Source organism: Bradyrhizobium sp. CCBAU 11430, from assembly GCF_028128855.1.
GTDB lineage: Bacteria > Pseudomonadota > Alphaproteobacteria > Rhizobiales > Xanthobacteraceae > Bradyrhizobium > Bradyrhizobium ottawaense.
Window position 1 is genome coordinate 129,589 of the sequence record NZ_LBJV01000061.1, and the last position, 24,512, is coordinate 154,100.

Here is a 24,512-nt window from a genome sequence, read left to right on the forward strand (position 1 = left end):
CAAGATCCGGCTTTCGCCATCTAGCGAATGGTGGCACTTTGGGCCGAATTCGAACGGCCCGCGGTTCTCCACCGCGGTTCTCCCCCAACGAATCCGGGGGCTCTCGGCGCCCCTTGTTTTACAGGGTTTTTCGAACGTCGCGGTGGGCTGGCGGAGAGGGAGGGATTCGAACCCCCGATAGGCTTGCACCTATGCCGCATTTCGAGTGCGGTGCATTCAACCACTCTGCCACCTCTCCTGAAGGCGCCATGGTAGGAGCAGGGCCCCTGTGGTTGGGGGCGTTAATAGGCGAGGATGGCGGGCCAGACAAGGCGCGCGGGGCGAAAATCAGACCGGTTTTCCGGCCGGACCCCACGATGTCGCGGCGGTGGCGGGGCTGACTTGCGGATTTCGGCGGCACTTTGCGGAAATACGGCCGCCGGTCAGCCGACGCGCCGGCTGAAACCGCGCGCGGGTCCCGAATCACGGGTCTGGTAAAAAACGGGGTGGGACCGCCAGACGCGGTAAACACTGGCGGTCCCGTGCCGCTCATTGAAATACTGGCTGGGAAGGGCGGCTTCGCCGGCCAGGGTGAGGCGACCGTTCGACCCTAGCGTGCGGCCCCGGCGCCGCAACGCGATCCGGTCCTTAACCTAACCAGTCAAGGTTACTCCTTGTCGCTTTTGGCGCTGTCCTTGTTGTTTTCCTTGGCCTTTTTCTTGCCGTTCTCCGTAGTGTCCCGGTCCTTTCCGCTGTCCTTGCGGCGGTTGGTGAAGCGCGCATTGCCAAGGCCCGTGCCGATGGTGAGCACGCCCCAGCGCTCGACGTCCTGCATGAACGGCACCTCGGAGAGGCCCTGAACCACGCCGTCATTGTGCATCAGGATCGCGGTGTCGTGCTCGCCGATCTCGGGGATGCCCTCGATCAGGCTCGCCGGCAGGTTGAACTTGCTGCTCTCCCAATTGCCCGGCAGGTTCTGCGCACCCTTCTCGATCGAGCCGTCGTCCTTGATCACGCCGGGACAGGCGATGCCGATGAAAGGCGCGAGCTTGAAGCCTTCGTTCTCGGCTTCCGTGATCAGCCCCTTCAGCATCTTGGTGAGCCGCTTGACCGCGCCTTCGCGCGTCGGCTCATCGTCGGCGTGACGCCACAGCTCGGATTTCACGACCTTGGCCTTCGACAGGTCTTTTGCCTTTTTCCAAGCGGTTTCGACCAGGCCACAGCGGATATTGGTGCCGCCGATGTCGACGGCCAAAATGCTGTCATGGGCCTCGAAGATCCAGGACGGCGCCAGATGCAGCGCGCCGATCAGGCCGGCTTCATCCGGGTGATGGCGGATCGGCATCATGTCGATCTTGAAGTCCTCGGATTTCAGGATGATCTCGGTGCGCGCGATCGCGAGTTCGCCGAGCCGGGAATCGCGGAAGCCGCCGCCGACCACGATGCGCTCGGTCTTGGCCCAGGCCTTGGTCTTGAGGAAACGCCGGGTGACGTAAGCGAGCTCCTGGGCGAAATCCTCGATCGCGCTGTGCACCACCGCGGAGGCCTCGGTGTCGTCGCCGACCAGGATGGCATCCAGCGTCTTCTTGCTGATCTCCTCCGACGGTTCCTTGCCGAACGGGTCCTCCCCGGTCTTGCGCAGCGGCTTGCGCCAGCGGTCGAGGATGTCGCGGAAGGCGCCCTTGCTGGCGCGATCGCCGAGAAAGCCGTCCTCGTCCTTCATCTCGATGTTGAAGCTGTCGATCTCCACCGACGGCAGCCGCTCCGCGCCGTGATGGGCGATGCCCGTCGTCTTGACCAGTTCGTCTGTTGCCATGAGAGCCCTTGCCCGCTTACCTGTTCCGGCGGACTAACTGCGAGGGAACCGCTTTGTTGCAAAGCCGGTCGGGATTCGGCCGAAGGCCGCAGGCCGGGCCAAATCCTTCAAATCCGGGCGCTTTTCGCCCGCTTTTCCTTGACTCTTTGCGGCCGGCGGCTATAAGTCCCACAACCGGCGCGGGGCGTTTCTCGCGCCGCTTGTTTTTGCGTGGGTTTTCAAAGGGATAACTCCCGCCCGCACAAAACTCGCATAAACCCTTAGCGACTGACAAAAAGCCGGCCCGGACGATATCCGTCGCGAGGCCGGGATTTGAACACGGAGAAAAAACGATGTTCGCAGTCATCAAAACCGGCGGCAAGCAATACCGCGTCGTGCCGGATGATGTTCTAGAAGTAGGCAAGATCGAAGGCGAAGTCGGCTCGATCATTCAGCTGAATGAAGTCCTGGTGGTCGGCGGCGACACGCCGGTGCTGGGTATTCCGACGGTCGCAGGCGCGTCCGTTGCGGTCGAGGTGCTCGACCACAAGCGCGGCCCCAAGGTCATCGCGTTCAAGAAGCGCCGCCGCAAGAATTCGCGCCGCAAGCGCGGCTATCGCGACGAGATCACGGTGCTCCGCATCTCCGAGATCCTGACCGATGGCGCCAAGCCCACCAAGGGCCCGCGTCCGAAGCGGGAGAAGGTGGCGAAGGAGCCGGCAGCGGAAGCCGCCGAGTAACGCGAAATCGATCACGCCAATTCACGAATTGATGCGTGAGAAATTTTGAAATGATTCCGTCAAGGAATTGATCTAGAAATACGCAGGATTTCGGAGACGAGCCATGGCTCACAAAAAAGCAGGCGGTTCATCGCGCAACGGTCGCGATTCCAAGGGTAAGCGCCTCGGCATCAAGGCGTTCGGCGGGGAAGTTGTGATTCCCGGCAACATCATTGCGCGTCAGCGCGGCACCACCTGGCACCCGGGCCTTAATGTCGGCATGGGCACGGACCACACTCTGTTCGCCAAGATCGAGGGTCGCGTCACGTTCCAGGCCAAAGCCAACGGCCGCACCTTCGTATCGGTGCTCCCGCTCGCAGAGGCGGCTGAATAGACGGTGGATCAAATTGGAGTCCGCCGGTCCTACCAAACCGGCGGAGTCCAGAGATCGCAAGAGATCGAAGGCTCCAAGGGGGAGGCGGGAAACCGGCCTCCCCTTTTCTTTTGACTTGCTCACTTTGACTTAGTGACTTTCACGGAGCCGGACATGTTGCAGGATTTCTCGAGCGCGACCTTGGCTGAGGCGAGACCTGGTGTCGTCGCCACCGAACGGCTGACCTTGCGGCGGCCGACCCTCGCCGATGTCAGGACCATCGCCCGGCTCGCCAACGACCGCCGTGTCGCCGAAAACACCCGCCGCCTCCCGCATCCCTATTCGCAGGACGACGCCGTCGCCTTCGTTCGCGCCACCGCCGCGCTCGGCAGCGAGACCGTGTTCCTGATCGAGCACGACACCGGGCCGGTCGGCATGGTCGGCATCGACTGCTCCACGCCCGGCAATGCCGAGCTCGGCTATTGGCTCGGCGTCGAGCACTGGGGCCAGGGCTTTGCCACCGAGGCCGCGCGCGGCGCGATCGACTTCTTCTTCGAGGAGTTCGAGGACGAGCACCTCTATGCCGGCGCGCGCGTCACCAATCCGGCCTCGCGCAACGTGCTGGAGAAGTGCGGCTTCCAGTGGAGCGGCGTGCAGCTACATCGCTTCCTGGCGCTGGGCTCCTCGACGCCGGTCGACTGCTTCCGCCTCTCGCGCGGCGTGTGGGCGTCGCTGAAGAGCTGGAGCAGTGCAAGACGGGTGAGGTAGGGCGCGGGCGCGTCCTCAATCACCGCTGTCGTCCCCGCGAAGGCGACGCGAAGGCGGGGACCCATAACCACAGGGAACAGTGCGGGGCGAAGCGCCCACTCCGAGCCTTCGCAAAACACTTCCCTGTGGGTATGGGTCCCGGGCTCGCGCTACGCGCGCCCCGGGACGACAGCGTGGGTGGGGCTACGCCGGCGGATTGATCTCTTCACTTGCGCGCCCCAAATCGCGCTCGCGCAGATAAATATAGAACCCCGCCCCGATGATGATCGCGGCGCCGATGAGCGTGGCCATTGACGGGACGTCGCCGAACACGACGAAGCCGAAGATCACGGCCCAGACGATCATGGAATATTGGTAGGGCACCACGACGCTGGCCGGCGCCAGCTTGAGCGAGCGGTTGACGCAGAACAGCGCGGTGACCGAGACGCATCCGGCCAGCGCGAAGATCACGAGGCTGCTCGGCGTCGGCGGCACCCAGTGAAACGCCGACAGCACCGCGCCCAGCGAAAACGTGCCGACGAATTGCGAGGATGCCATCACGATGTCGGGCGTCTTGCGCAGGCTGCGCGTGATCAGCATCAAGGTCGCAAACGACAGGCTGCCGCCGAGCGCGATCAGCGCCGGCAGGCTGACGGTCTGCGCCGACGGCCGCAGCGCGATCAGGACGCCGCAAAAGCCGATCAGGATCGCGGTCCAACGCCGCCAGCCGACCTTCTCTCCTAAGAAGATCGCCGACATCGCGGTGACGAAGATGGGACCGGCGAGATAATAGGTGATGACGTCGGCGAGCGGCAGATAGACGGTCGCGAGGAAGAAGGCGGCGACCTCGAGCGTCGACAGCACGACGCGAAACAGCTGGAGCCACGGCCGCTCGAGGCGGACGAAATCGTGGCGCTGCCGCCAGATCAGCGGCGCGAGCAGCAGCAGCGCCGCGCAGGCGCGCAGGAACAAGAGCTGCCCCACCGAATAAGTCCCGACCAGGAACTTGCCCATGGCGTCGCCGAACGAGAACATGAAGATCGACAGCACCATCAGCCCAATGCCGGCGAGGCGCGCGGAGCGATCGTCATAGGCGGAAAGGTTCTTGAACAGGGGCATTGCAGCGAGTCTGAGTGAGGGATTCGTCATTGCGAGCGCAGCGAAGCAATCCAGAGTCTTTCCGCGGCGGCAGTCTGGATTGCTTCGCTACACTCGCAATGACGGCGGAGAAAGCGCCGGGAATCGGCTGGTAGTGTCGCTTGCGGTCGTTTTAATGACGTGGCCGCGCCGGACAAGCCCGCATCCGGCGAATTGAACGGATTGTCGCACTCTTCGCATCGCGGTAGCGATAGGCCGATCACGAACAGAGAGCAGGGACATGCCCGACTTCGATCCGACCCAGCATCGCATGATCCCCACGCAACGCTGGTTTGAGGATTTCGTCATCGGCGAACGCTTCGTGCTGCCGAGCCGGACCCAGACCTCGGCGATATTCGCCGCGTTCCAGACCGCGAGCGGCGACACCCATCCTGTGCACTATGACGTGGAATATTGCCGCAGCCGCGGCATGCCGCATCTGCTCGCCCACGGTTTCCAGACGCTGATCCACACCGCGCCGGGCGCCGGCCTGTTTCCGTTCATGGTCGAGGACTCCCTGGTCGGCTTCCTCGAGCAATCGAGCCGGTTCCTCAAACCCGTGTTTGCCGATGACACCATCTACCCCGCGCTCGAGGTCACCGAGCTGATGCCGGGCCGCACCACCGGCGCGGTGACGCTTCGCAGCACCGTGTTCAACCAGCGCAAGGAGCTGGTGCTGGAGGGGATGCAGAAATTCCTGATCCGGCGCCGGCCGACTGGTTAAGCAAGGGGCGAAATCGCGAGAAATTCGGCCGATTTGCGGGTCTATCCGGGTTGCCGCGGGAGACCTGCTGGCCTACCTATGGCCCATGAAATTCCTCGACGAAGCAAAGGTCTATATCCGCTCCGGTGACGGCGGGAACGGCTGCGTGGCGTTCCGCCGCGAGAAGTTCATCGAATTCGGCGGTCCCTCCGGTGGCAATGGCGGCCGTGGCGGCAACGTCATCATCGAGGTCGCCGATGGCCTCAACACGCTGATCGACTACCGCTACCAGCAGCACTTCAAGGCGCAGAAGGGCGAGAACGGCTCAGGGTCGGACCGCCACGGCGCCAACGGCAAGAATATCGTGCTGAAGGTGCCGATGGGCACGCAGATCTTCGACGAGGACCGAGAGACGCTGATCCACGACTTCACCAAGGTCGGCGAAAAGTTCGTGCTGGCCGAGGGCGGCAATGGCGGCTTCGGCAACGCGCATTTCAAGACCTCGACCAACCGCGCGCCGCGCAACGCCAATCCCGGCCAGGTGGGCGAAGAGCGCTGGATCTGGCTGCGGCTGAAGCTGATCGCGGATGCCGGTCTCGTCGGCATGCCCAATGCCGGCAAGTCGACCTTCCTGTCCAAGGTCAGCGCGGCGCGGCCGAAGATCGCCGACTATCCCTTCACCACGCTGCATCCGCAGCTCGGCGTCGTGAATGCTGACGGCCGCGAATTCGTGCTCGCCGATATTCCCGGCCTGATCGAAGGCGCGCATGAAGGCACTGGTCTCGGCGACCGCTTCCTCGGTCATGTCGAGCGCTGCCGCGTGCTGCTGCATCTGATCGACGCAACCTGCGAGCACGCCGGCAAGGCCTACAAGACGGTGCGCAAGGAACTCGACGCCTATGGCGGGCTCTTGACCGACAAGATCGAGATCGTCGCGCTGAACAAGATCGACGCGGTCGAGCCGGACGAATTGAAGAAGCAGAGGGACCGGCTGAAGCGGGCTGCGAAAAAGACGCCGCTGCTGCTCTCCGGCGTCACCGGCGATGGCGTCAAGGAAGCCCTGCGTGCGCTGGTCGAGGTGATCGGCGAGGCCCCAGTGTCGGCCAAGGCCAAGAGCGCGGCCGAAGCGGAGCCGTGGTCGGCGTAATTGTCGTCCCTGCGCACGCAGGGACCCATACCGCGTGATCTCTCGACTGCGGATGGTTGCAGTACCCAGCGACGAATCTTCGCCAAACCACTCCCTGTGGTTATGGGTCCCTGCTTTCGCAGGGACGACAGCGGAGTGTGAGACTACGGGCACGCGCGTCACTGGCTTGTCTTCACCGCTCCGATAGCGCAGCATCAACAATCAAGAAAATGCAGGGGCGAGGCATGGCGCGCGCGAAGAATGTTCTCTGGATCATGTGCGACCAGCTTCGCTATGATTATCTCGGCTGCACCGGCCATCCCACGCTGAAGACGCCGAACATCGACGCGATGGCCAAGCGCGGCGTGCTGTTCAGCAAGGCCTATGTGCAATCGCCGATCTGCGGCCCGTCGCGGATGTCGTTCTACACTGGCCGCTACATGCGCTCGCACGGCTCGCACTGGAACGGCTGGCCGCTGCGCGTCGGCGAGCCCACGCTCGGCGATCACCTCAAGAAGATCGGCGTGCGCAACGTGCTGGTCGGCAAGACCCACATGGCGCCCGATCTCGAAGGCATGAAGGCGCTCGGCATTCCCCCGGAATCGATGATCGGCGTGCACGTCGCCGAATGCGGCTTTGAACCGTATGAGCGCGACGACGGTCTGCATCCGACCGGCCGCCCGCGCCCGAAGTACGACGAATATCTGCGCCAACAGGGTTTTGAAGCCAGCAATCCCTGGGAGCATTGGGCGAACTCAGGCGCGGCAGAGGACGGTAGCTTGCAGAACGGCTGGCTGTTGGTGCATGCCGACAAGGCGGCGCGCGTGCCGGATGAGCATTCCGAAACGCCCTACATGACGCGGCGCGCGATGGATTTCATCGGCGAGGCCGAGACCGACGGCCGGCCGTGGTGCCTGCATCTGTCCTACATCAAGCCGCACTGGCCCTATATCGCGCCGGAGCCCTACGCCAGCATGTATTCGACCGACGACATGATCCCGGTGATCCGCTCCGAGCGCGAGCGGCAAAATCCGCATCCGGTGTTCGGCGCCTATATGGACATGCGCTACTCCCGCAACATGGCGCGCGACGATGCCCGCGAGAAGGTGATCCCGACCTATATGGGCCTGATCACCCAGATCGACGACCAGATGGGCGTGCTGATGAAGTTTCTGGAAGAACGCGATCTGCTGGAAACCACCATGATCGTGTTCACCAGTGATCACGGCGATTATCTCGGCGATCACTGGATGGGCGAGAAGGATTTGTTCCACGAGCAGTCGGCGAAGATTCCGTTGATCATCATCGACCCGTCGAAAGAGGCCGACGCCCCGCGCGGCACGCGCAGCGATGCGCTGGTGGAGGGAATCGACCTCGCGCCGACCTTCGTCGATTATTTCGGCGGCAAGGTGCCGGGTCATATCCTCGAAGGGCGTTCGCTGCTGCCGCTGCTGCGCGGGCCGACACCGCCGGACTGGCGCAAGGTCGCCTTCTCCGAATACGACTACGCCATGCAGGACGTGCGGCTGAAGCTGAACCAGCCGATCGAGCGCTGCCGCCTGTTCATGGTGTTCGACGGCCGCTGGAAATACATCCACGCCTCCGGCTTCCGCCCGATGCTGTACGATCTCGAAACCGATCCGCAAGAATATGTCGATCGCGGCGACGACCCCGAATGCGCCGGCATCATCGCGCGGTTGCAGGCCGAGCTGTTCGACTGGGCGCTGCATCCGAACGACCACATCACCACGCCGCGCGAGAAGATCGCGGCTTATGCGGACAATCAGCTACAGGTGAAGGGCGGGGTGTTGATCGGCATCTGGGATGAGGCCGAGCTTGCGGCGATCAAGGACGGCATCGCGCAGCGCGCGAAGATGTGAGTGAGCGGAGTGCAACTCTCTCAACGCGTCATGCCCGGGCCTGTCCCGGGCATCCACGTCTTACGTCAATCGCGATAGCACGTGGATGGCCGGGTCAAGCCCGGCCATGACGGCCGAGTGTGGAGCGCGAGCGAGACTCAATTCTCGATCTTGTATCCCGTCGCCTTCACGATTGGCTGCCACAACGCGATGTTCGCAGCGAGCTCCTTCGTCAATCCCTCCGGCGTCGAGCCGACCGGGATCAGGCCGATCGCCGTGAGCTTCTCCTTCACCTCGGGCTTGGCGAGTGCGGCACTCGCGGCGGCTCCCAGCTTGCCGGCGAAGTCCGGCGGGCTGCCCGCGGGAAGCCACATGCCGTACCAGGCATCGGCAACGAGATCGATGCCGCTCTCCTTCAGCGTCGGGACATCGGGCGCGAACGGCGAACGCTCCGCGCTCGCGACTGCGATGATCTTCACGCCCTTGGCACGATGCTGCTGCAGCGCATCGGCCAGTGTGGTGATCCCGAACGAGATGTGACCGCCGATGATGTCGTTGAGGATCGGCGCGCTGCCGCGATAGGGCACGCGGGTCAGGGGAATGCCGAGATCCTTCTCGAGCCTGGAGCCCATGAAATGCGGAATGGTGCCGTTGCTCGGCACCCCGAACGAGGTCTTGTCCGGATGCGCCTTCAGCCACGTCACGAAGCTCTTGAAATCGGTGGCATCGACCGCGGGGTTGATCACCAGCGCGAATTCGAACCGCGCCAGCAGCGACACCGGCACAAAATCCCTGGCGGCGTCGAAGCTCGGCGTCGTCTCCACCATCGGCAGCAGGTACGTGGTGGGTCCTGTCGTCACCAGCACCATGCTGCCGTCGGCGCTCGCGCTCTTCACCGCCTTGATGCCGATCAGGCCGTCGCCGCCGGTGCGGTTCTCGACCACCAGGGTCCGTTGCAGCACCGGCGCCATCTCCTGCGCCATCAGCCGGCACAGCGTGTCGCCGCCCGCTCCCGCCGCGAATGGGAAGATGATTTTTGTCAGCCCGGCCTGAGCTTGCGCCCCACCCGCTTGCGCCAGCAACGGCAGGCCAAGGCATCCGGTCATGAATTTGCGGCGATCCATTCGTTTCCTCTTTGACCCCGTTTTAGTTGATAGCAATTAGGACCAGACGAGCGTCCCGGACAAGGCCGACCTTCGCCGTTTACCATCCCGGCCGCCTTGCGCCGGCCATCGTCCTGCTGCAAAAGCAGCCTACCGGCGCTGCCAGTCGCTCCGCCGTTTCCAATGCAAAGCAAGTCGTCACACGCGCCAGCACATCCACACATGGCCAGCCCCGAACTCAGTCAATTCCGCCGCATCGTCGTCAAGGTCGGCTCCGCGCTGCTGGTCGATTCCGACAAGGGCGAGGTGCGGGCATCCTGGCTCGCCGCGCTTGCCGACGACATGGCCAAGCTGCACAGGGAGGGGCGCGACGTCCTCGTCGTCTCCTCCGGCTCGATCGCGCTCGGCCGCAGCCGCCTCAAGCTGCCGCGCGGCCCGCTCAAGCTGGAAGAGAGCCAGGCCGCCGCCGCCGTCGGCCAGATCGCGCTGGCGCGGATCTGGTCCGAGGTGCTCGGGGCACACGACATCGGCGCCGGCCAGATCCTGGTGACGCTCCAGGACACCGAGGAACGCCGTCGCTATCTCAATGCACGCTCCACCATCGGCAAGCTGCTGGAGTGGCGCGCGATCCCCGTGATCAATGAGAACGACACGGTCGCCACCAACGAGATCCGCTACGGCGACAATGATCGCCTCGCCGCGCGCGTCGCCACCATGGCGAGCGCCGACTTGCTCGTGCTGCTGTCCGACATCGACGGGCTCTACGACGCTCCACCGAAGAACAATCCGAACGCAAAGCTCATTCCGGTGGTCGAGAGCATCTCCTCGGAGATCGAAGCCGTGGCGGGAGACGCCGAGTCCGAGCTGTCGCGCGGCGGCATGCGCACCAAGGTCGAGGCGGCCAAGATCGCGACCACCGGCGGCACGCATATGCTGATCGCCTCCGGCAAGATCGAGCATCCCTTGCAGGCGATCGCCGACGGCGGCCGCTGCACCTGGTTCCTGACGCCGGCCAATCCCATCACCTCGCGAAAGCGCTGGATCGCGGGCACGCTGGAGCCGAAGGGCACGCTGACCATCGACGCCGGCGCAGTGACGGCGCTGCGTGCCGGCGCCAGCCTGCTGCCGGCCGGCGTGATCAAGGTCGAGGGCCAGTTCGCCCGCGGCGATGCCGTGATCGTGCGCGGCCCCGACACCAGCGAGGTCGGCCGCGGCCTGATCGCCTACGACGCAGAGGTCGCCGAGCGGATCAAGGGCCGCTCGTCCCCTGATGTAATGACCATCCTCGGCATCAGCGGAAGATCGGAGATGATCCACCGCGACGATCTGGTGGTGGGCGGGTAAGGGCCGAAGAGCACCCAAGCCGTCATGCCCGGGCTCGTCCCGGGCATCCACGTCCTTTCGAAGGCCGGGCAAGACGTGGATGGCCGGGTCAAGCCCGGCCATGACGTTGGGGCTAGGCCGGTGGCCGAGCCCAGCAACCGCCCGCCGGGCCCCTGCCATACCCTCCCCGCCCTTCGCAAAAGCGGGATTTCCGTGCTAGGACACCGCCTTAGCAGAAGGTTTTGACCCCCATGGCCGCCCCCCTCAAAGCCGTTGACGGCAATGCCGATCGGACTACCGATCTCTTGGCGCTGATGTCCGATCTCGGAACCCGCGCCCGCGCTGCCGCGCGCGTGCTGGCGCTGGCGCCGCCGGAGCAGAAAAACCGGGCGCTGGAAGCCATGGAGCGGGCGATCCGCGCGAGCTCTGCGGCGATCCTCGCCGCCAATGCCGAGGACGTCGCCGAAGCCCGCGCCTCCGGCAATGCCACCTCCTCCTTCATCGACCGCCTGACGCTGACGCCGGCCCGCATCGAGGGCATGGCCGAGGGCATCGGCATCGTACGCGGCATCGCCGATCCCGTCGGCATCGTCACCGAGAGCTGGCAGCGGCCAAACGGCATGAGGATCGAGCGCGTGCGCGTGCCGCTCGGCGTCGTCGGCGTGATCTTCGAGAGCCGTCCGAACGTTGCGGCCGACGCCGGCGTGCTGTGCCTGAAGTCCGGCAATGCCGTGATCCTGCGCGGCGGCTCGGACAGTTTTCGGTCCTGCCGCGCGATCCATGAATGCCTGGTGCAGGGCCTGCGTGAAGCCGGCCTGCCTGAAGCTGCGATCACGCTGGTCCCAACGCGCGACCGCGCGGCCGTCGGCATGATGCTCTCGGGCCTGAACGGCGCCGTCGACGTGATCGTGCCCCGCGGGGGAAAAAGCCTCGTCGCGCGCGTCGAGCAGGAAGCGCGCGTGCCTGTGTTCGCGCATCTGGAAGGCGTCAACCACGTCTATGTCGATGCCAGCGCCGACCTCGCGATGGCGAAGTCGCTCGTGCTCAACGCAAAAATGCGCCGCACCGGGGTCTGCGGCGCGGCCGAGACGCTGCTGGTCGATCGCGCCGCGGCCGGCAAAAATCTGAAGCCGCTGGTCGAGATGCTGATCGAGGCGGGCTGCGAAGTACGCGGCGACGAAACGGTGCAAGGAACGGATGCGCGCGTAAAACCTGCGAGCGAAGACGATTGGGACACCGAATATCTCGACGCGATCATCGCGGCGAAGGTCGTCGACGGCGTCGATGGCGCAATCGCGCACATTCAGAACCATGGCTCGCATCACACCGATGCGATCGTGAGCGCGGATGAGGCGGCTGCGAGGAAATTCCTGAGCGAGGTCGATTCCGCGATCGTGCTGCACAACGCCTCCACGCAGTTCGCCGATGGCGGCGAGTTCGGCTTCGGCGCCGAGATCGGGATTGCGACCGGCCGCTTCCACGCCCGCGGCCCGGTCGGGGCCGAGCAGCTGACGAGCTTCAAATATCGCGTTCACGGCACCGGTCAGACACGGCCGTAAGTAACGTCGCGGGGCGCGGACATTGAGTAACAATTTCGTCGCCCCCCGCTTCTTCGCGCAGGCGATACCGCCCTACACCGAAGGCATGCGCATCGGCCTGCTCGGCGGCTCGTTCAATCCGCCGCACCAGGCGCATCGCGCGATCAGCCAGTTCGCGCTGAAGCGCCTTCAGCTCGACCGCGTGTGGTGGCTGGTGACTCCGGGCAATCCGCTGAAGGAGAACGGCAATCTGCATGAGCTCGGGGAGCGCATGCAGGCCGCGCGCGACGTCGCCGATGATCCCAGGATCGAGGTCAGCTGTCTCGAATCCGTCATCCGCACGCGCTACACTATCGACACGATCAACACCTTGCGCCGCCGCCTCAGCGGCCTGCGCTTTGTCTGGATCATGGGCGCCGACAATCTCGCTCAATTCCATCGTTGGCAGCACTGGCGGCGCATCGCCGGCCAGGTGCCGATGGCAATCATCGACCGCCCGCCGCAGAGTTTTCGCGCCCTCGCCTCCCCCGCCGCCCAGGCGCTGGCGCGCTATCGCCTCCCCGAGAACAAGGCAGCGCTGCTTGCGGATCAGCCGGCGCCGGCCTGGGTTTTCCTGACCGGAATGAAGCTGAATCTGTCCTCGACCGGCTTACGGAACCCGGACGGGAGCTGGAAAGGTACAATGTGAGGACAAGTGCGCGGATATCGTGTGGGCTTCAGCCTCTCTGGCATATTGAAACCCTTAACCCCACATGATGTAGTGTAACCGGTGAGCGCCGGATTCGGCGTTCGCGATACAGTGAAAGGAATGGTCCCTGACCACATCTGTATTGTCCAAGTCAGCTTCGACGAAGTCTGTTTTACCCAAGGTTGCCAAGCCGGCGCGTAAAACATCAGCCAAAGCTGCGGCCTTGAAGGCGCAACCCGACGCCGACAAGACGCTGAGCCTGATCCTCTCCCGCCTCGACGACATGAAGGCGGAAGAGACGGTCACCATCGACCTTCGCGGCAAATCGGCGTACTCCGACTACATGATCGTCACCACCGGCCGGGTGAACCGGCACGTTGGCGCGATCGCGGAAAACGTCGCCAAGGGCCTCAAGGAAAACGGCATCAAGAACATCCATGTCGAGGGCTTGCCCAATTGCGACTGGGTGCTGATCGATTCCGGCGACGTGATCGTGCACGTGTTCAGACCCGAGGTCCGCGAGTTCTACAATCTCGAGCGATTGTACACGCAGGGCCCAGGGGCTGCGAAAGCGATCGCGGCGAAGGCGATCTAGGCTGATCGAGCCGATTTCGAATCGGCTGACGCGCATGCTAGCGTCGTGCGCGCGCCATTTGCGCGCGGTCTTGAAAACACGACCCTGAAGATATCAGACCCCTGAAGATATCATGCGCGTTGCTGTCATTGCGGTGGGACGGCTGAAGCAGGGCCCCGAACGGGAGCTTGCCGACCGCTATTTCGAGCGGTTCGACGAGGCCGGCCGCAAGCTCGGATTCCGCGAGCTCCTGGTCCACGAAATCCCCGAGAGCCGCGCGCGCGACACCGCGACGCGGATGACCGAAGAGGCCGCCGCGATCTCCGCGCATATTCCGGACAAATCGATCCTGGTGGCACTGGACGAGCGCGGGCAAAATCTCGACTCCACCGTATTCGCACGGCATCTCGGACGCTGGCGAGACGAGGGAGCCGGACATACTATCTTCGTGATCGGAGGGGCGGACGGACTTTCGCCCGAATTGCGCCGTAAGGCGAAGCTCGCGATCGCGTTCGGCTCTGCGACCTGGCCGCACCAAATGGTCCGCGTCATGCTTCTGGAACAGCTTTATCGGGCCGCCACCATTCTGGCCGGCCACCCCTATCACCGCGCGTGATGCGCGCCACAACGAGCACCTTTGCCGACACGATGCGAGCGCCGCTCCTCAACCTGTTGCTGATCACAAGCGTTGCCGGCGCAAGCCTCGCGCAAGCCCAGACCGCGGCGCCGGCGCCCCAGACCGCCGCCGTCTCGCCCGACGCCATCAAGCAGCGCGAGCAGGAGCTCGAAGCCGCGCGTGCCAGGCAGAAGAGCGCGGAAGAGGCGCAGGCCAAGCTCAAGGCCGAGATCACCTCACTCGGCCAGGACCGTACCCAGCTCAATCAGCAGCTGATCGACACCGCCGCCAATGTGCGCAACGTGGAGACCAAGATCGACGAGACCGAAGCCCGGTTGCGCGCGCTCAACGGACGCGAGCAGGCGATGCGCTCCTCGCTCGATTCGCGCCGTGCCGACATCGTCGAGGTGCTGGCAGCACTGCAGCGGGCCGGACGGCGCACGCCGCCTGCGCTGCTGGTGCGGCCCGAAGATGCGCTGCAATCACTGCGCACGGCGATGCTGCTCGGCGCCGTGGTGCCGGAGCTGCGCGGCCGCGCCGAAAGGATCGCAGGCGAGCTCGGCGAGCTCGTGGCCTTGCGCAAGAATATCGCCACCGAGCGCGACCAGCTCGCCTCCGATCGGGACAAGGTCAGGAGCGACCAGACCCGGCTCACCGCCCTCGTCGACGAGCGGCAGCGCCAGCAGGCGGCACGCGAAAAGGACCTCGATGCCGAGAATTCGCGCGCCATCGCGCTTTCGAGACAGGTCGGCGATCTCCAGGGCCTGATCACCAAGATGGAGCAGGATCTGCAGAGCGCAGCCAAGGCCGCCGAGAAGGCAGCCGAGGCCGCAAGGCAGGCCGAGGCCAAGGCGGCCGCAAGCGCGAGCGTCAAGTCCGGCCCGGGCGTGTTCAAGGACCGGTCCCGGACCACCCCCGCGATCGTCTTTGCCTCCGCCAAGGGTCTCCTGCCTCTTCCGGTTAACGGTAACAAGATCAGGGATTTCGGCGGTTCCGACGGGGCCGGCGGGGTCCAGAAGGGCATTTCCCTGGCGACCAAGCCCGGCTCCCAGGTCACAACGCCGTGTGACGGCTGGGTGGTCTATTCAGGCCCGTTCCGCAGCTATGGACAACTCTTGATCCTCAATGCCGGGGGCGGGTATCATGTCCTGATCGCCGGGATGGAGCGCATTTCGGTCAACATCGGACAGTTTGTGCTCACGGGGGAGCCGGTCGCGACGATGGGATCGACCTCTCAGGTCGCCTCCATTCTCGCGACGAACGCGAGTCAACCTGTGCTGTATGTCGAGTTCCGTAAGGACGGCACTCCAATCGATCCAGGCCCATGGTGGGCCGCAAATGAAGGCGAGAAGGTTCGCGGATGATGCGCAAGACTTCAGTAATCCTCCTCAGCGCGGCCACCGGTGCGGCGCTGATGCTGTTCGTGACCCAGCCGCGTGCGGTGTTCATGGGCTCCAGCGCGCGAGCCGCCACCGCAGACACCTATCGTCAGCTCAATCTGTTCGGCGACGTCTTCGAGCGCGTGCGCTCCGACTATGTCGAGAAGCCCGACGACACCAAGCTGATCGAATCCGCCATCAGCGGCATGCTCACCGGCCTCGATCCGCATTCGAGCTACATGGACGCCAAGAGCTTCCGCGACATGCAGGTGCAGACCCGCGGTGAGTTCGGCGGCCTCGGCATCGAGGTCACGATGGAAGACGGCCTGATCAAGGTGGTCTCGCCGATCGACGACACCCCAGCTTCGCGCGCCGGTGTCATGGCCAACGACATCATCACCAATCTCGACGACGAGGCGGTGCAGGGCCTGACGCTGAACCAGGCGGTCGAGAAGATGCGCGGCCCCGTCAATACCAAGATCAAGCTCAAGATCATCCGCAAGGGTCAGGACAATCCGATCGACGTCACCCTGGTGCGCGACAACATCCGCGTCCGCTCGGTGCGCGCACGCGTCGAGGCCGACGACATCGCCTATATCCGCATCACCACCTTCAACGAGCAGACCACCGAAGGCCTGAAGCGCGAGGTCGCCAACCTCTCGAACCAGATCGGCGACAAGCTGAAGGGCTACATCATCGACCTCCGCAACAATCCGGGCGGCCTGCTCGAGGAAGCAGTCACTGTCTCCGACTCGTTCCTGGAGAAGGGCGAGATCGTGTCGACCCGCGGCCGCAATGCCGAGGAGACCCAGCGTCGCACCGCGCATTCGGGCGATCTGACCAAGGGCAAGCCTGTTATTGTGCTGGTCAATGGCGGCTCGGCCTCGGCCTCGGAGATCGTCGCCGGCGCGCTGCAGGACCACAAGCGCGCGACCATCGTCGGCACGCGCTCGTTCGGCAAGGGCTCGGTGCAGACCATCATTCCGCTCGGAAGCGGCAATGGCGCGCTGCGGCTGACCACGGCGCGCTATTACACGCCGTCGGGCAAGTCGATCCAGGCCAAGGGCATCGTGCCCGACATCGAAGTGCTGCAGGACGTGCCGGACGAGCTGAAGTCGCGCACCGACACCAAGGGCGAGGCTTCGCTGCGCGGCCATCTGAAAAACGACGGCGACGAGAAGACCGGCTCGCAGTCCTACGTCCCGCCGGACGCCAAGGACGACAAGGCGCTCAAGCTCGCCGACGACCTGCTCCACGGCATCAAGAACAGCGCCTCCGCCGCGCCCACCCCCGGCGGCGACAACAAGGCCACGACCGACAAGCCCAAAGCGGCGAACTAAGTCGGCGTATCCGCGCGATCCCACGAAAGGGCGGCTCCTGGGAGCCGCCCTTTTTGCTTGGAACTCCTGGTTGCTGATAACTCCTGGCATCCCCGGCCTATCCCGGCCTGCCGCCGCTTGACCCCGGCGTGGTATCGTCATTGGCAGTGATTCGGGATCGCGCATGACTGAAACGGCCGATGATCTGAGCGCCCCGCTCGGACAGGACAAGCCGCGCCGGAAACGCCGGCTGCGGCTGCCGTTCACGGCCATGCAGGCGCTCGCCGTGCTGCTCGGCCTGTTCCTCCTCACCTTTGCCGGCTTCGCCATCTTCAACAAGGATCCGCTCGGCGGCGAGCCGATGACGCGGATCGCCATCAGCGAGAAGGGCGCCGACAAGGCTGCCGACGAGAAGCCGGCCGCCGGCCAGGACAGCAAGCAAGCTAGCAAGCAGGACGGCAAGCACGACAGCCAGGAGGCGCCGAAGCAGGCCGCCCCCGGCGAGCAGAAGACCATCACCATGATCGACGGCTCCACCGGCGCCCGCCACGACGTGGTGATCGGTGAGGACGCAGGCGACAAGGCCGGGGCCGCTTCGGCCCCGCCGCCGGTCATGGCCGGGATCAATCCGAAGCTGTTGGAGAAGTCACGCTACGGCATGATCCCGGTGGTCGCCGACGGGCTGAAGCCGTTCAACGCCTATGCGGCGGACGCCGATCGCGCCAAGGCCGCCAAGATGCCGGTGGTCGCCATCGTGATCGGGGGCCTCGGCGTCGGCGCCGCCAAGACCGCCGATGCCATCATGAGGCTGCCGGCAGCGGTGACGCTGGCCTTCACGCCCTACGGCACCGATCCCGGCAAGCTCGCCGAACGGGCCCGCGCGCAGCGCCACGAGATCTTCCTCCAGATCCCGATGGAGCCCTACGACTTCCCCGACAATGATCCGGGACCGCAGACGCTGCTGACCTCGCTCAGCGCCGACCAGAACATGGACCGCCTGTACTGGCATTTCAGCCGGATGCAGGGCTATGCCGGCATCACCAATTTCATGGGCGCCCGCTTCGTCGCGACGGAGCCGGCGATGCAGCCGATCATCCGCGAGGCGGCCAAGCGCGGCCTCGGTTTCTTCGACGACGGCTCCTCGCCCCGCAGCATTGCAGCCCAGGCCGCGGCGAACCAGGCCATGCCATTCGGCAAGGGCGACATCGCGATCGACGTGGTGCCGACCCCGACCGAGATCGACCGCGCCCTGAACAAGCTCGAATCGGCGGCACGCGAGCGCGGCGCGGCTGTCGGCACCGCCTCCGCCCTTCCCGTCTCGATCGAGCGCATCGGCGCCTGGACCAAGACATTGGGCGACCGGGGTATCCTTTTGGTGCCATTGACAACCGCGATGCTGAAATCAAAATCCAGCTAAATCAACGGATTGGTACGGCACGGGTCCCGCGGGACCGGTCAAGCCGCAACCAGCAGCATGCGAGAGGTCTGGCGGAATGGCGCGTTACGAGGATCTGCCCTACCGGACCTGCGTCGGTGTGATGCTGATCAACACAGAGGGACGGGTGTTCATCGGCCGCCGCGCCGGCGGCATCGAGCATGTCGACGACACCCATGTCTGGCAGATGCCGCAAGGCGGCGTCGATCCCGGCGAGGACACCTGGGACGCCGCCAAGCGCGAGCTCTATGAGGAAACCAGCGTGCGCTCGGTCGAGCGGCTCGGCGAGGTCCCGGACTGGCTCACCTACGACATTCCGCGCACGGTCGCCGGGCGCGCCTGGAAGGGCCGCTACCGCGGCCAGCGCCAGAAATGGTTCGCCGTGCGCTTCACCGGCAAGGACAGCGAGATCAATGTCGCCAATCCTGGCGGCGGCGGCCACAAGGCCGAATTCGTGAGCTGGCGCTGGGAACCGATGAAGAATCTGACCGGGCTGATCATTCCCTTCAAGCGCCCGGTCTATGAGCGCGTGGTGCAGGAATTTTCTGCGCTGGCGGACCAATAAATCGAATTGTCGTCCCGGCTTCGGTGCTAATGCACCCGGGAATGACGATGAGAGATTTGCGCGTGACGAATGAAAAGCCCTACCGCCCCAACGTGGGGATCGCTCTCTTCAACACCGAAGGCCGCGTGCTGATCGGCCATCGCTTCAAGGGCGACGGTCCCGAGATCATCCTGCCCGGCCTCGATTGGCAGATGCCGCAGGGCGGCGTCGACGACGGCGAGAATTTGCGCGATGCCGCGATGCGCGAGCTCTGGGAGGAGACCAGCGTCGTCAGCGCGGACTATCTCGGCGAGACCGATTGGCTCAGCTACGAATTCCCGCCCTATGACGGACCGCAGACGCATCGCCTCGCGAAGTTTCGCGGCCAGCGGCAAAAATGGTTCGCGCTGCGCTTCACCGGCAAGGATGACGAGATCGACCCGCTGACGCCGCGCAACGGCCAGCCCGCCGAGTTCGACGCCTGGCGCTGGGAGCGTCTGGACCGTGTTGCCGACGTCGTGGTGCCGTTCCGACGGGAGGTCTATCGCGCGGTGGCAGGAGAGTTTGCGGCCTTCGCAAACTAAAACTGCGAAAACAACCCCATGCACAGTAGAAGGCCGCCGCCGGCGCGGTGCGGTGTGGTTGTTGTGAAGCGATTGACACCGCGGAAGAAGTTCACCGCGCTGCGCAATCCGTCACGGGTGTCCAACCTCTCCCGCTTGCGGGGGAGGTCGGCGCGAAGCGCCGGGTGGGGGCTCTCTCCACCCAGGGAGTGTCCCGTTGCGGAGACACCCCCACCCCAGCCCTCCCCCGCAAGCGGGAGAGGGAGCGCATCTCGCGCCCGGCAACGATCGGGCTCAATCAAAGCACGCGCTAATTGATCGGTCCCACCGTGAACGGGCCGAGCGCGATGACGTGGCAGTCGCTGTCGCGCTTGGCGCAGTCGGCGAGTGCGGAGGTGACGGCGGCCTGCTCGTCGGCGGCCTTGAGGCCGAGGCCTGGCCGGCCCGCGGTGCCGACCGCGACCGCGTTCCAGCCCATGCCGTCACCGAGCTTGCGCACGACCTCGCCGCGCGCATCCGCCATGATCGAGGCGTTGGAGGCGGCATTGAAGAAGCCGGTGATCCTGAACAGCGTCGGGATCGGAACGACGAAATTGTCGTCGATTGCGACCACGAGGCACGCCACGCCGGCAATCGCGCCGCACGATTCCAGCGAACGGCGCGCTGCATCTTCGGCGGACGAGGCGCCGAGCACCATGAAATATTGTCCGCCGGGGCCGAGCGCAACCGAGCGGGATTTCGCCGCCGGCACGAACATATTCTCGAGCCGGACCTTTTGCGGTTCGCGCACCATCGGAAAATCCTTCGATGCGAAGCTCCGCTCGGTCATGGCGTCATGCCTGAAATAGGGAGACGGCGGCATCGGCGGCTTGCCGTGCGTGTAGACGACGTTGTTGCCGACCGCATAGAGCTCGCAGCGCCGCGGCGATTGCGCGGCATCGGCGCGCTTCTGGCACTGCTCGAGCGCGGTGTTGCGCGCGGCCTCCTCGTTCGGCTGATTCAGGGCCGAGCCGGTGAAGGCGCCGACATTGAGCGCGAAGGCCTTGTAGTCGCCGGCGGTGGAATAGTCTCCGGCAAGAAAGGTGCGGACGCGCTCGTTGATGAAGGGCACGCTGTCGGCCGCAAACTTGCCCGCTATCGGCGCGGCCGAGGGTGACGGCGCAGGCATCGGCGCCATCGCAGCGCCAGCATTCTGCGGCGCCATCGGCGACATCGGCGCCTTGGCGAGCTGCGTCGGCGCGGAGCTCGGCTCCGCGCTTGGTGCTGCGGCCGGCGTCGCCGCGACATTCGCCGTCTGCTTGAGCTTGGTGTTGTAGAGGAAGCCGGTGACGCCGATGGCGACGATCGAGACGATTGCGACCACCAGCGGCCACATCCACACCGGCGCCGTGGCGAGCTTTGAGCCCACCTTCTTCAGCTGCGGCTTGCTATAGCTGCCGTCCTCGCGCCGCATCGCCACCATGTAGGCGTGCACCGGCGTCGGGATGTTCTTGACCTCCTGCGCGCCGATATCGGCGAACTGCACCGAGAGCTTGTTGGCGACCTGCTCATGCACCGCGCGCGAGACGCAGATGCCGCCGACCTCGGCGAGGCCCTCCAGCCGCGCCGCGATGTTGACGCCGTCGCCGAGCAGATCGCCGTTGCGCTCGACCACGTCGCCGATGGTGATGCCGATGCGGAACGACATCTGCCGGCTCGGCGGATAGGCCATGTTGCGGGTCCGCAGGGATTCCTGAATGTCGATCGCGCAACGCACCGCATCGACCGCGCTCGGGAATTCCGCGAGCACGGCATCGCCCGCCGTATTGAAGATGCGCCCGCCGGCCCTCGCGATGAAATCGTCGACAACTTCGCGATAGGAGGCCAGACGCCGCAGCGTCTCCTCCTCGTCTTCCGCGACCAGTCTCGAGTAGCCGGCAATATCGGCCGCGAAAATCGCTGCGATCTTGCGTTTCATCCGCCACCGGCCCCCGGACCAAATTCGCACCGGCAGAATGCCGTTATCGGCGGCGGGGTGCAACAAAGTTTCAGCGCCCGCCACGGGTGTGACGAGCGCTGCACTTTGGTCAGGGAATGTCTTGCAGGAATTCTCGTTCGAGCCCCGGAGCGGTGCCCCGGGGCTTAGTGCATAGCCGTCGAGTTGAGCTGCTGCTGGATGCTCTTGAAGTGGTCGAGCCGCTCGATCGCCTGATCGAGCTCGCTGCCTTCGTGCTCCTTCAGCCCCTCTTCCATCTCCGAGACGGTCGCGGCGAACTGGGCGCGGTCGAGCTCGGCCAGCGATGTCGCGACGTCGGCGAGCACGGTCAGGCCCTTTTCGGAGACTTCGGCGAGACCGCCGAGCACGATGACCTTCTCATGGCGGCCAGCGGTGGTGATGGTGAGGATGCCCGGACGGATCGCGGCCACGACCGGCGCATGCCCTGCCAGCACGCCGAAATCACCCTCGACGCCGGGGATGTCGACCTGATCGACCTCGCCCGAGAAGGCGAGCTTTTCCGGAGAGACGAGATCGAAGTGGAAGGTGGCCATAACAAACCTGCGAATGGTGAGTAGCGAATGGCGATTGCTTGAAACAGGGAGCAGCTATTCGCCACTCCCTATTCGCTATTCGCCAGCTTAGGCGGCTTCCGCCGCCAGCTTCTTGCCCTTCTCGACGGCTTCTTCGATCGTGCCGACCATGTAGAAGGCGGCTTCGGGCAGGTGGTCGTACTTGCCTTCCACCAGGCCCTTGAAGCCCTTGATGGTGTCGGCGAGCTCGACGAACTTGCCCGGCGATCCCGTGAAGATTTCGGCGACGTGGAACGGCTGCGACATGAAGCGCTCGACCTTGCGGGCGCGCGCCACCGTCAGCTTGTCTTCTTCCGAAAGCTCGTCCATGCCGAGAATGGCGATGATGTCCTGGAGCGCCTTGTAGCGCTGCAGCACCTGCTGGACCTGACGGGCAACCGCGTAGTGCTCCTCGCCGACGACCAGCGGGGAGAGCATGCGCGAGGTCGAGTCCAGCGGGTCCACCGCCGGATAGATGCCCTTTTCGGCGATCGAGCGCGACAGCGTGGTGGTCGCGTCAAGATGCGCGAACGAGGTCGCGGGCGCCGGGTCGGTCAAGTCGTCGGCCGGAACGTAGATGGCCTGCACCGAGGTGATCGAACCCTTCTGCGTGGTGGTGATGCGCTCCTGCAGCGCGCCCATGTCGGTGGCGAGCGTCGGCTGATAACCCACCGCCGAAGGAATGCGGCCGAGCAGCGCCGACACTTCCGAGCCGGCCTGGGTGAAGCGGAAGATGTTGTCGACGAAGAACAGCACGTCCTGGCCCTTGTCGCGGAAGTCTTCCGCGATGGTGAGACCCGTGAGCGCGACGCGGGCGCGGGCGCCGGGCGGCTCGTTCATCTGGCCGAACACCAGCGCGCACTTCGACTTCACGCTCGGATCCGGATTCTTCGGATCGGCGTTGACCTTGGATTCGATGAACTCGTGGTAGAGGTCGTTGCCCTCGCGGGTACGCTCGCCGACGCCGGCGAACACGGAGTAACCGCCGTGCGCCTTCGCGACGTTGTTGATCAGCTCCTGGATCAGCACGGTCTTGCCGACGCCGGCGCCGCCGAACAGGCCGATCTTGCCGCCCTTCGCATAGGGAGCCAGGAGATCGACGACCTTGATGCCGGTGACCAGAATTTCAGCTTCGGTCGACTGGTCGGTGTAGCTCGGCGCGTCCTGATGGATGGGGCGCAGGCCTTCGGCGTTGACCGGGCCGGCTTCGTCGATCGGCTCGCCGATGACGTTGATGATGCGGCCGAGGGTGCCTTCGCCGACGGGAACGCGGATCGGCTGGCCGGTGTCGGTCACTTCCTGGCCGCGCACCAGACCTTCGGTCACGTCCATCGCGATCGTGCGGACGGTGGACTCACCGAGATGCTGCGCAACTTCCAGCACGAGGCGGATGTTGCCGTTCTTGGTTTCCAGCGAATTGAGAATGGCCGGGAGGTGGCCCTCGAACTGAACGTCGACGACGGCGCCCATGACCTGGGTGACGCGACCGACCGGGTTAGCTGCTGTAGCCATGAAGCTCTCCTTCGAAATTCTGTACTTGAACGACCGTCGTTGAATTCGTGCGTCAGACCGCCTCGGCGCCGGAGATGATCTCGATCAGCTCCTTGGTGATCTGGGCTTGACGGGTTCGGTTGTAGATCTGGGTTTGCTTGCGGATCATTTCGCCGGCGTTGCGGGTGGCGTTGTCCATCGAGCTCATCTGCGCGCCGTAGAACGAAGCGGTGTTCTCCAGCAGCGCGCGGAAGATCTGCACCGCGATGTTGCGTGGCAACAGGCCCGAAAGGAGTTCGTCCTCCTCCGGCTCATATTCGTAGGACGTCGTCGGCGCATTCGCCGCCTTTTCTTCCACGACCAGCGGGATGATCTGCTGCGCGGTCGGGATCTGGGCGATCACCGACTTGAACTGCGCGTAGAACAGCGCGCAGACGTCGAACTCGCCGTTCTCGAAACGGGCCAGCACCTTCCTGGCGATGTCCTCGGCGTTGACGAAACCGAGCTGACGAACGCTGCGCAGGTCGAGATGTTCGACGATCTGCTTGTCGAACTGGCGGCGGAGCTGCTCATAGCCCTTGCGGCCGACACAGAAGAATTTGACTTCCTTGCCCTGCGCCATCAGCGCCTGGGCACGATCGCGCGCGAGACGCACGATCGAGGAGTTGAAGGCGCCGGACAGGCCGCGCTCGCCGGTGCAGACCAGCAGCAGGTGAACCTGGTCCTTGCCGGTGCCGGCAAGCAGCGCCGGCGCGCCGGGCGAACCGGCGGCAGCGCTGGCTATGTTGGAGATCACCGCGCTCATCTTGTCGGCATAGGGGCGCGCAGCTTCGGCCGCCTGTTGGGCGCGGCGCAACCTGGACGCAGCGACCATCTGCATGGCCTTGGTGATCTTTTGCGTCGCCTTGGTGGAGGCGATGCGCACGCGCATGTCTTTAAGTGACGCCATTCTTC

At 64.9% G+C, this 24,512-nt stretch carries 23 protein-coding genes and 1 tRNA gene; 16 read left to right on the top strand and 8 right to left on the bottom strand.

All coding sequences use genetic code 11. The annotated features are described in order from the left end of the window. Positions 1–148: 148 nt before the first annotated feature. Together XI04_RS21290 and XI04_RS21295 are read right to left on the bottom strand one after the other, a co-directional pair. A tRNA-Ser gene (locus XI04_RS21290) sits at positions 149–238 on the bottom strand. Between the two features lie 408 nt (positions 239–646). Beyond that, positions 647–1,795, bottom strand: a complete 1,149-nt coding sequence (locus tag XI04_RS21295; RefSeq protein ID WP_038949258.1) for an ROK family protein — start codon at positions 1,793–1,795, stop codon at positions 647–649. A gap of 332 nt (positions 1,796–2,127) precedes the next feature. Between XI04_RS21295 and rplU the strand changes: the two genes are divergently transcribed. From rplU to XI04_RS21310, 3 genes are all read left to right on the top strand, one after another. Next, complete coding sequence (gene rplU / locus XI04_RS21300; RefSeq protein ID WP_028139187.1) at positions 2,128–2,514, top strand: 50S ribosomal protein L21; 387 nt, start codon at positions 2,128–2,130, stop codon at positions 2,512–2,514. 103 nt (positions 2,515–2,617) lie between these two features. Continuing rightward, positions 2,618–2,887, top strand: a complete 270-nt coding sequence (rpmA, locus tag XI04_RS21305) for a 50S ribosomal protein L27 (RefSeq protein ID WP_008137923.1) — start codon at positions 2,618–2,620, stop codon at positions 2,885–2,887. 153 nt (positions 2,888–3,040) lie between these two features. Beyond that, on the top strand, positions 3,041–3,634 hold the full coding sequence (locus tag XI04_RS21310; protein ID WP_038949256.1) for a GNAT family N-acetyltransferase: 594 nt from the start codon (positions 3,041–3,043) through the stop codon (positions 3,632–3,634). Between the two features lie 183 nt (positions 3,635–3,817). Here the strand turns inward: XI04_RS21310 and XI04_RS21315 are convergent, their stop codons facing one another. Continuing rightward, complete coding sequence (locus XI04_RS21315; RefSeq protein WP_028139189.1) at positions 3,818–4,732, bottom strand: DMT family transporter; 915 nt, start codon at positions 4,730–4,732, stop codon at positions 3,818–3,820. A 259-nt stretch (positions 4,733–4,991) separates the two neighbouring features. Between XI04_RS21315 and XI04_RS21320 the strand changes: the two genes are divergently transcribed. From XI04_RS21320 to XI04_RS21330, 3 genes are all read left to right on the top strand, one after another. Continuing rightward, positions 4,992–5,474 carry a MaoC family dehydratase gene (locus tag XI04_RS21320; protein ID WP_038972604.1) on the top strand — a complete coding sequence of 161 codons (483 nt, stop codon included), beginning with the start codon at positions 4,992–4,994 and terminating at the stop codon, positions 5,472–5,474. Positions 5,475–5,559: 85 nt separating this feature from the next. Then, entirely contained in the window at positions 5,560–6,600 is a 1,041-nt protein-coding gene (obgE, locus tag XI04_RS21325; protein WP_038949254.1) for a GTPase ObgE, read from the top strand. Between the two features lie 224 nt (positions 6,601–6,824). After that, positions 6,825–8,459, top strand: a complete 1,635-nt coding sequence (locus XI04_RS21330) for an alkaline phosphatase family protein (protein ID WP_271609496.1) — start codon at positions 6,825–6,827, stop codon at positions 8,457–8,459. A 137-nt stretch (positions 8,460–8,596) separates the two neighbouring features. Here XI04_RS21330 and XI04_RS21335 read toward each other — a convergent pair whose 3' ends face one another. After that, entirely contained in the window at positions 8,597–9,562 is a 966-nt protein-coding gene (locus XI04_RS21335) for a Bug family tripartite tricarboxylate transporter substrate binding protein (RefSeq protein WP_271609497.1), read from the bottom strand. A 201-nt stretch (positions 9,563–9,763) separates the two neighbouring features. On the opposite strand from XI04_RS21335, the gene proB reads away from it, so the two are divergent. The 10 genes from proB to XI04_RS21385 all read left to right on the top strand — a co-directional run bounded on the left by proB (position 9,764) and on the right by XI04_RS21385 (position 19,541). Beyond that, positions 9,764–10,885, top strand: a complete 1,122-nt coding sequence (gene proB / locus XI04_RS21340; protein ID WP_028139195.1) for a glutamate 5-kinase — start codon at positions 9,764–9,766, stop codon at positions 10,883–10,885. Positions 10,886–11,115: 230 nt separating this feature from the next. After that, the gene (locus tag XI04_RS21345) at positions 11,116–12,423 is read left to right on the top strand and encodes a glutamate-5-semialdehyde dehydrogenase (protein WP_212428913.1); all 1,308 of its coding nucleotides are present in this window, start codon (positions 11,116–11,118) and stop codon (positions 12,421–12,423) included. Between the two features lie 22 nt (positions 12,424–12,445). Beyond that, the gene (locus XI04_RS21350) at positions 12,446–13,090 is read left to right on the top strand and encodes a nicotinate-nucleotide adenylyltransferase (protein ID WP_212428914.1); all 645 of its coding nucleotides are present in this window, start codon (positions 12,446–12,448) and stop codon (positions 13,088–13,090) included. Between the two features lie 223 nt (positions 13,091–13,313). Then, entirely contained in the window at positions 13,314–13,685 is a 372-nt protein-coding gene (gene rsfS, locus XI04_RS21355) for a ribosome silencing factor (RefSeq protein WP_028139198.1), read from the top strand. A 112-nt stretch (positions 13,686–13,797) separates the two neighbouring features. Next, positions 13,798–14,280, top strand: a complete 483-nt coding sequence (gene rlmH / locus XI04_RS21360) for a 23S rRNA (pseudouridine(1915)-N(3))-methyltransferase RlmH (RefSeq protein ID WP_028139199.1) — start codon at positions 13,798–13,800, stop codon at positions 14,278–14,280. A gap of 32 nt (positions 14,281–14,312) precedes the next feature. Next, the gene (locus XI04_RS21365) at positions 14,313–15,644 is read left to right on the top strand and encodes a murein hydrolase activator EnvC family protein (RefSeq protein ID WP_028139200.1); all 1,332 of its coding nucleotides are present in this window, start codon (positions 14,313–14,315) and stop codon (positions 15,642–15,644) included. After that, on the top strand, positions 15,641–16,999 hold the full coding sequence (locus XI04_RS21370; RefSeq protein WP_018318850.1) for a S41 family peptidase: 1,359 nt from the start codon (positions 15,641–15,643) through the stop codon (positions 16,997–16,999). Before XI04_RS21365 ends, XI04_RS21370 begins: the two co-directional genes overlap by 4 nt. A gap of 163 nt (positions 17,000–17,162) precedes the next feature. Beyond that, complete coding sequence (locus XI04_RS21375) at positions 17,163–18,395, top strand: divergent polysaccharide deacetylase family protein (protein ID WP_271609499.1); 1,233 nt, start codon at positions 17,163–17,165, stop codon at positions 18,393–18,395. A gap of 76 nt (positions 18,396–18,471) precedes the next feature. Continuing rightward, on the top strand, positions 18,472–18,978 hold the full coding sequence (locus XI04_RS21380; protein ID WP_038972607.1) for an RNA pyrophosphohydrolase: 507 nt from the start codon (positions 18,472–18,474) through the stop codon (positions 18,976–18,978). Between the two features lie 62 nt (positions 18,979–19,040). Next, complete coding sequence (locus XI04_RS21385; RefSeq protein ID WP_038972610.1) at positions 19,041–19,541, top strand: RNA pyrophosphohydrolase; 501 nt, start codon at positions 19,041–19,043, stop codon at positions 19,539–19,541. A 289-nt stretch (positions 19,542–19,830) separates the two neighbouring features. Here the strand turns inward: XI04_RS21385 and XI04_RS21390 are convergent, their stop codons facing one another. The 4 genes from XI04_RS21390 to XI04_RS21405 all read right to left on the bottom strand — a co-directional run bounded on the left by XI04_RS21390 (position 19,831) and on the right by XI04_RS21405 (position 24,507). Further along, positions 19,831–21,477 (bottom strand): adenylate/guanylate cyclase domain-containing protein, encoded by a 1,647-nt coding sequence (locus XI04_RS21390; RefSeq protein WP_271609500.1) that lies wholly within the window; start codon positions 21,475–21,477, stop codon positions 19,831–19,833. 164 nt (positions 21,478–21,641) lie between these two features. Further along, positions 21,642–22,049, bottom strand: coding sequence for a F0F1 ATP synthase subunit epsilon (locus tag XI04_RS21395; RefSeq protein WP_028139205.1), 408 nt, complete (start codon positions 22,047–22,049; stop codon positions 21,642–21,644). A gap of 87 nt (positions 22,050–22,136) precedes the next feature. Further along, positions 22,137–23,579 carry a F0F1 ATP synthase subunit beta gene (gene atpD / locus XI04_RS21400; protein WP_018318856.1) on the bottom strand — a complete coding sequence of 481 codons (1,443 nt, stop codon included), beginning with the start codon at positions 23,577–23,579 and terminating at the stop codon, positions 22,137–22,139. A gap of 52 nt (positions 23,580–23,631) precedes the next feature. Beyond that, positions 23,632–24,507, bottom strand: coding sequence for a F0F1 ATP synthase subunit gamma (locus tag XI04_RS21405; RefSeq protein ID WP_271623760.1), 876 nt, complete (start codon positions 24,505–24,507; stop codon positions 23,632–23,634). Positions 24,508–24,512 lie beyond the last annotated feature (5 nt).

Excerpts from the sequence above, each read along its gene's own strand:
- XI04_RS21295 (WP_038949258.1), bottom strand. The coding sequence starts at position 1,795 with ATGGCAACAGACGAACTGGTCAAGACGACGGGCATCGCCCATCACGGC.
- rplU (WP_028139187.1), top strand. The coding sequence starts at position 2,128 with ATGTTCGCAGTCATCAAAACCGGCGGCAAGCAATACCGCGTCGTGCCG.
- rpmA (WP_008137923.1), top strand. The coding sequence starts at position 2,618 with ATGGCTCACAAAAAAGCAGGCGGTTCATCGCGCAACGGTCGCGATTCC.
- XI04_RS21310 (WP_038949256.1), top strand. The coding sequence starts at position 3,041 with ATGTTGCAGGATTTCTCGAGCGCGACCTTGGCTGAGGCGAGACCTGGT.
- XI04_RS21315 (WP_028139189.1), bottom strand. The coding sequence starts at position 4,732 with ATGCCCCTGTTCAAGAACCTTTCCGCCTATGACGATCGCTCCGCGCGC.
- XI04_RS21320 (WP_038972604.1), top strand. The coding sequence starts at position 4,992 with ATGCCCGACTTCGATCCGACCCAGCATCGCATGATCCCCACGCAACGC.
- obgE (WP_038949254.1), top strand. The coding sequence starts at position 5,560 with ATGAAATTCCTCGACGAAGCAAAGGTCTATATCCGCTCCGGTGACGGC.
- XI04_RS21330 (WP_271609496.1), top strand. The coding sequence starts at position 6,825 with ATGGCGCGCGCGAAGAATGTTCTCTGGATCATGTGCGACCAGCTTCGC.
- XI04_RS21335 (WP_271609497.1), bottom strand. The coding sequence starts at position 9,562 with ATGGATCGCCGCAAATTCATGACCGGATGCCTTGGCCTGCCGTTGCTG.
- proB (WP_028139195.1), top strand. The coding sequence starts at position 9,764 with ATGGCCAGCCCCGAACTCAGTCAATTCCGCCGCATCGTCGTCAAGGTC.
- XI04_RS21345 (WP_212428913.1), top strand. The coding sequence starts at position 11,116 with ATGGCCGCCCCCCTCAAAGCCGTTGACGGCAATGCCGATCGGACTACC.
- rlmH (WP_028139199.1), top strand. The coding sequence starts at position 13,798 with ATGCGCGTTGCTGTCATTGCGGTGGGACGGCTGAAGCAGGGCCCCGAA.
- XI04_RS21365 (WP_028139200.1), top strand. The coding sequence starts at position 14,313 with ATGCGAGCGCCGCTCCTCAACCTGTTGCTGATCACAAGCGTTGCCGGC.
- XI04_RS21370 (WP_018318850.1), top strand. The coding sequence starts at position 15,641 with ATGATGCGCAAGACTTCAGTAATCCTCCTCAGCGCGGCCACCGGTGCG.
- XI04_RS21375 (WP_271609499.1), top strand. The coding sequence starts at position 17,163 with ATGACTGAAACGGCCGATGATCTGAGCGCCCCGCTCGGACAGGACAAG.
- XI04_RS21380 (WP_038972607.1), top strand. The coding sequence starts at position 18,472 with ATGGCGCGTTACGAGGATCTGCCCTACCGGACCTGCGTCGGTGTGATG.
- XI04_RS21390 (WP_271609500.1), bottom strand. The coding sequence starts at position 21,477 with ATGAAACGCAAGATCGCAGCGATTTTCGCGGCCGATATTGCCGGCTAC.
- XI04_RS21395 (WP_028139205.1), bottom strand. The coding sequence starts at position 22,049 with ATGGCCACCTTCCACTTCGATCTCGTCTCTCCGGAAAAGCTCGCCTTC.
- atpD (WP_018318856.1), bottom strand. The coding sequence starts at position 23,579 with ATGGCTACAGCAGCTAACCCGGTCGGTCGCGTCACCCAGGTCATGGGC.
- XI04_RS21405 (WP_271623760.1), bottom strand. The coding sequence starts at position 24,507 with ATGGCGTCACTTAAAGACATGCGCGTGCGCATCGCCTCCACCAAGGCG.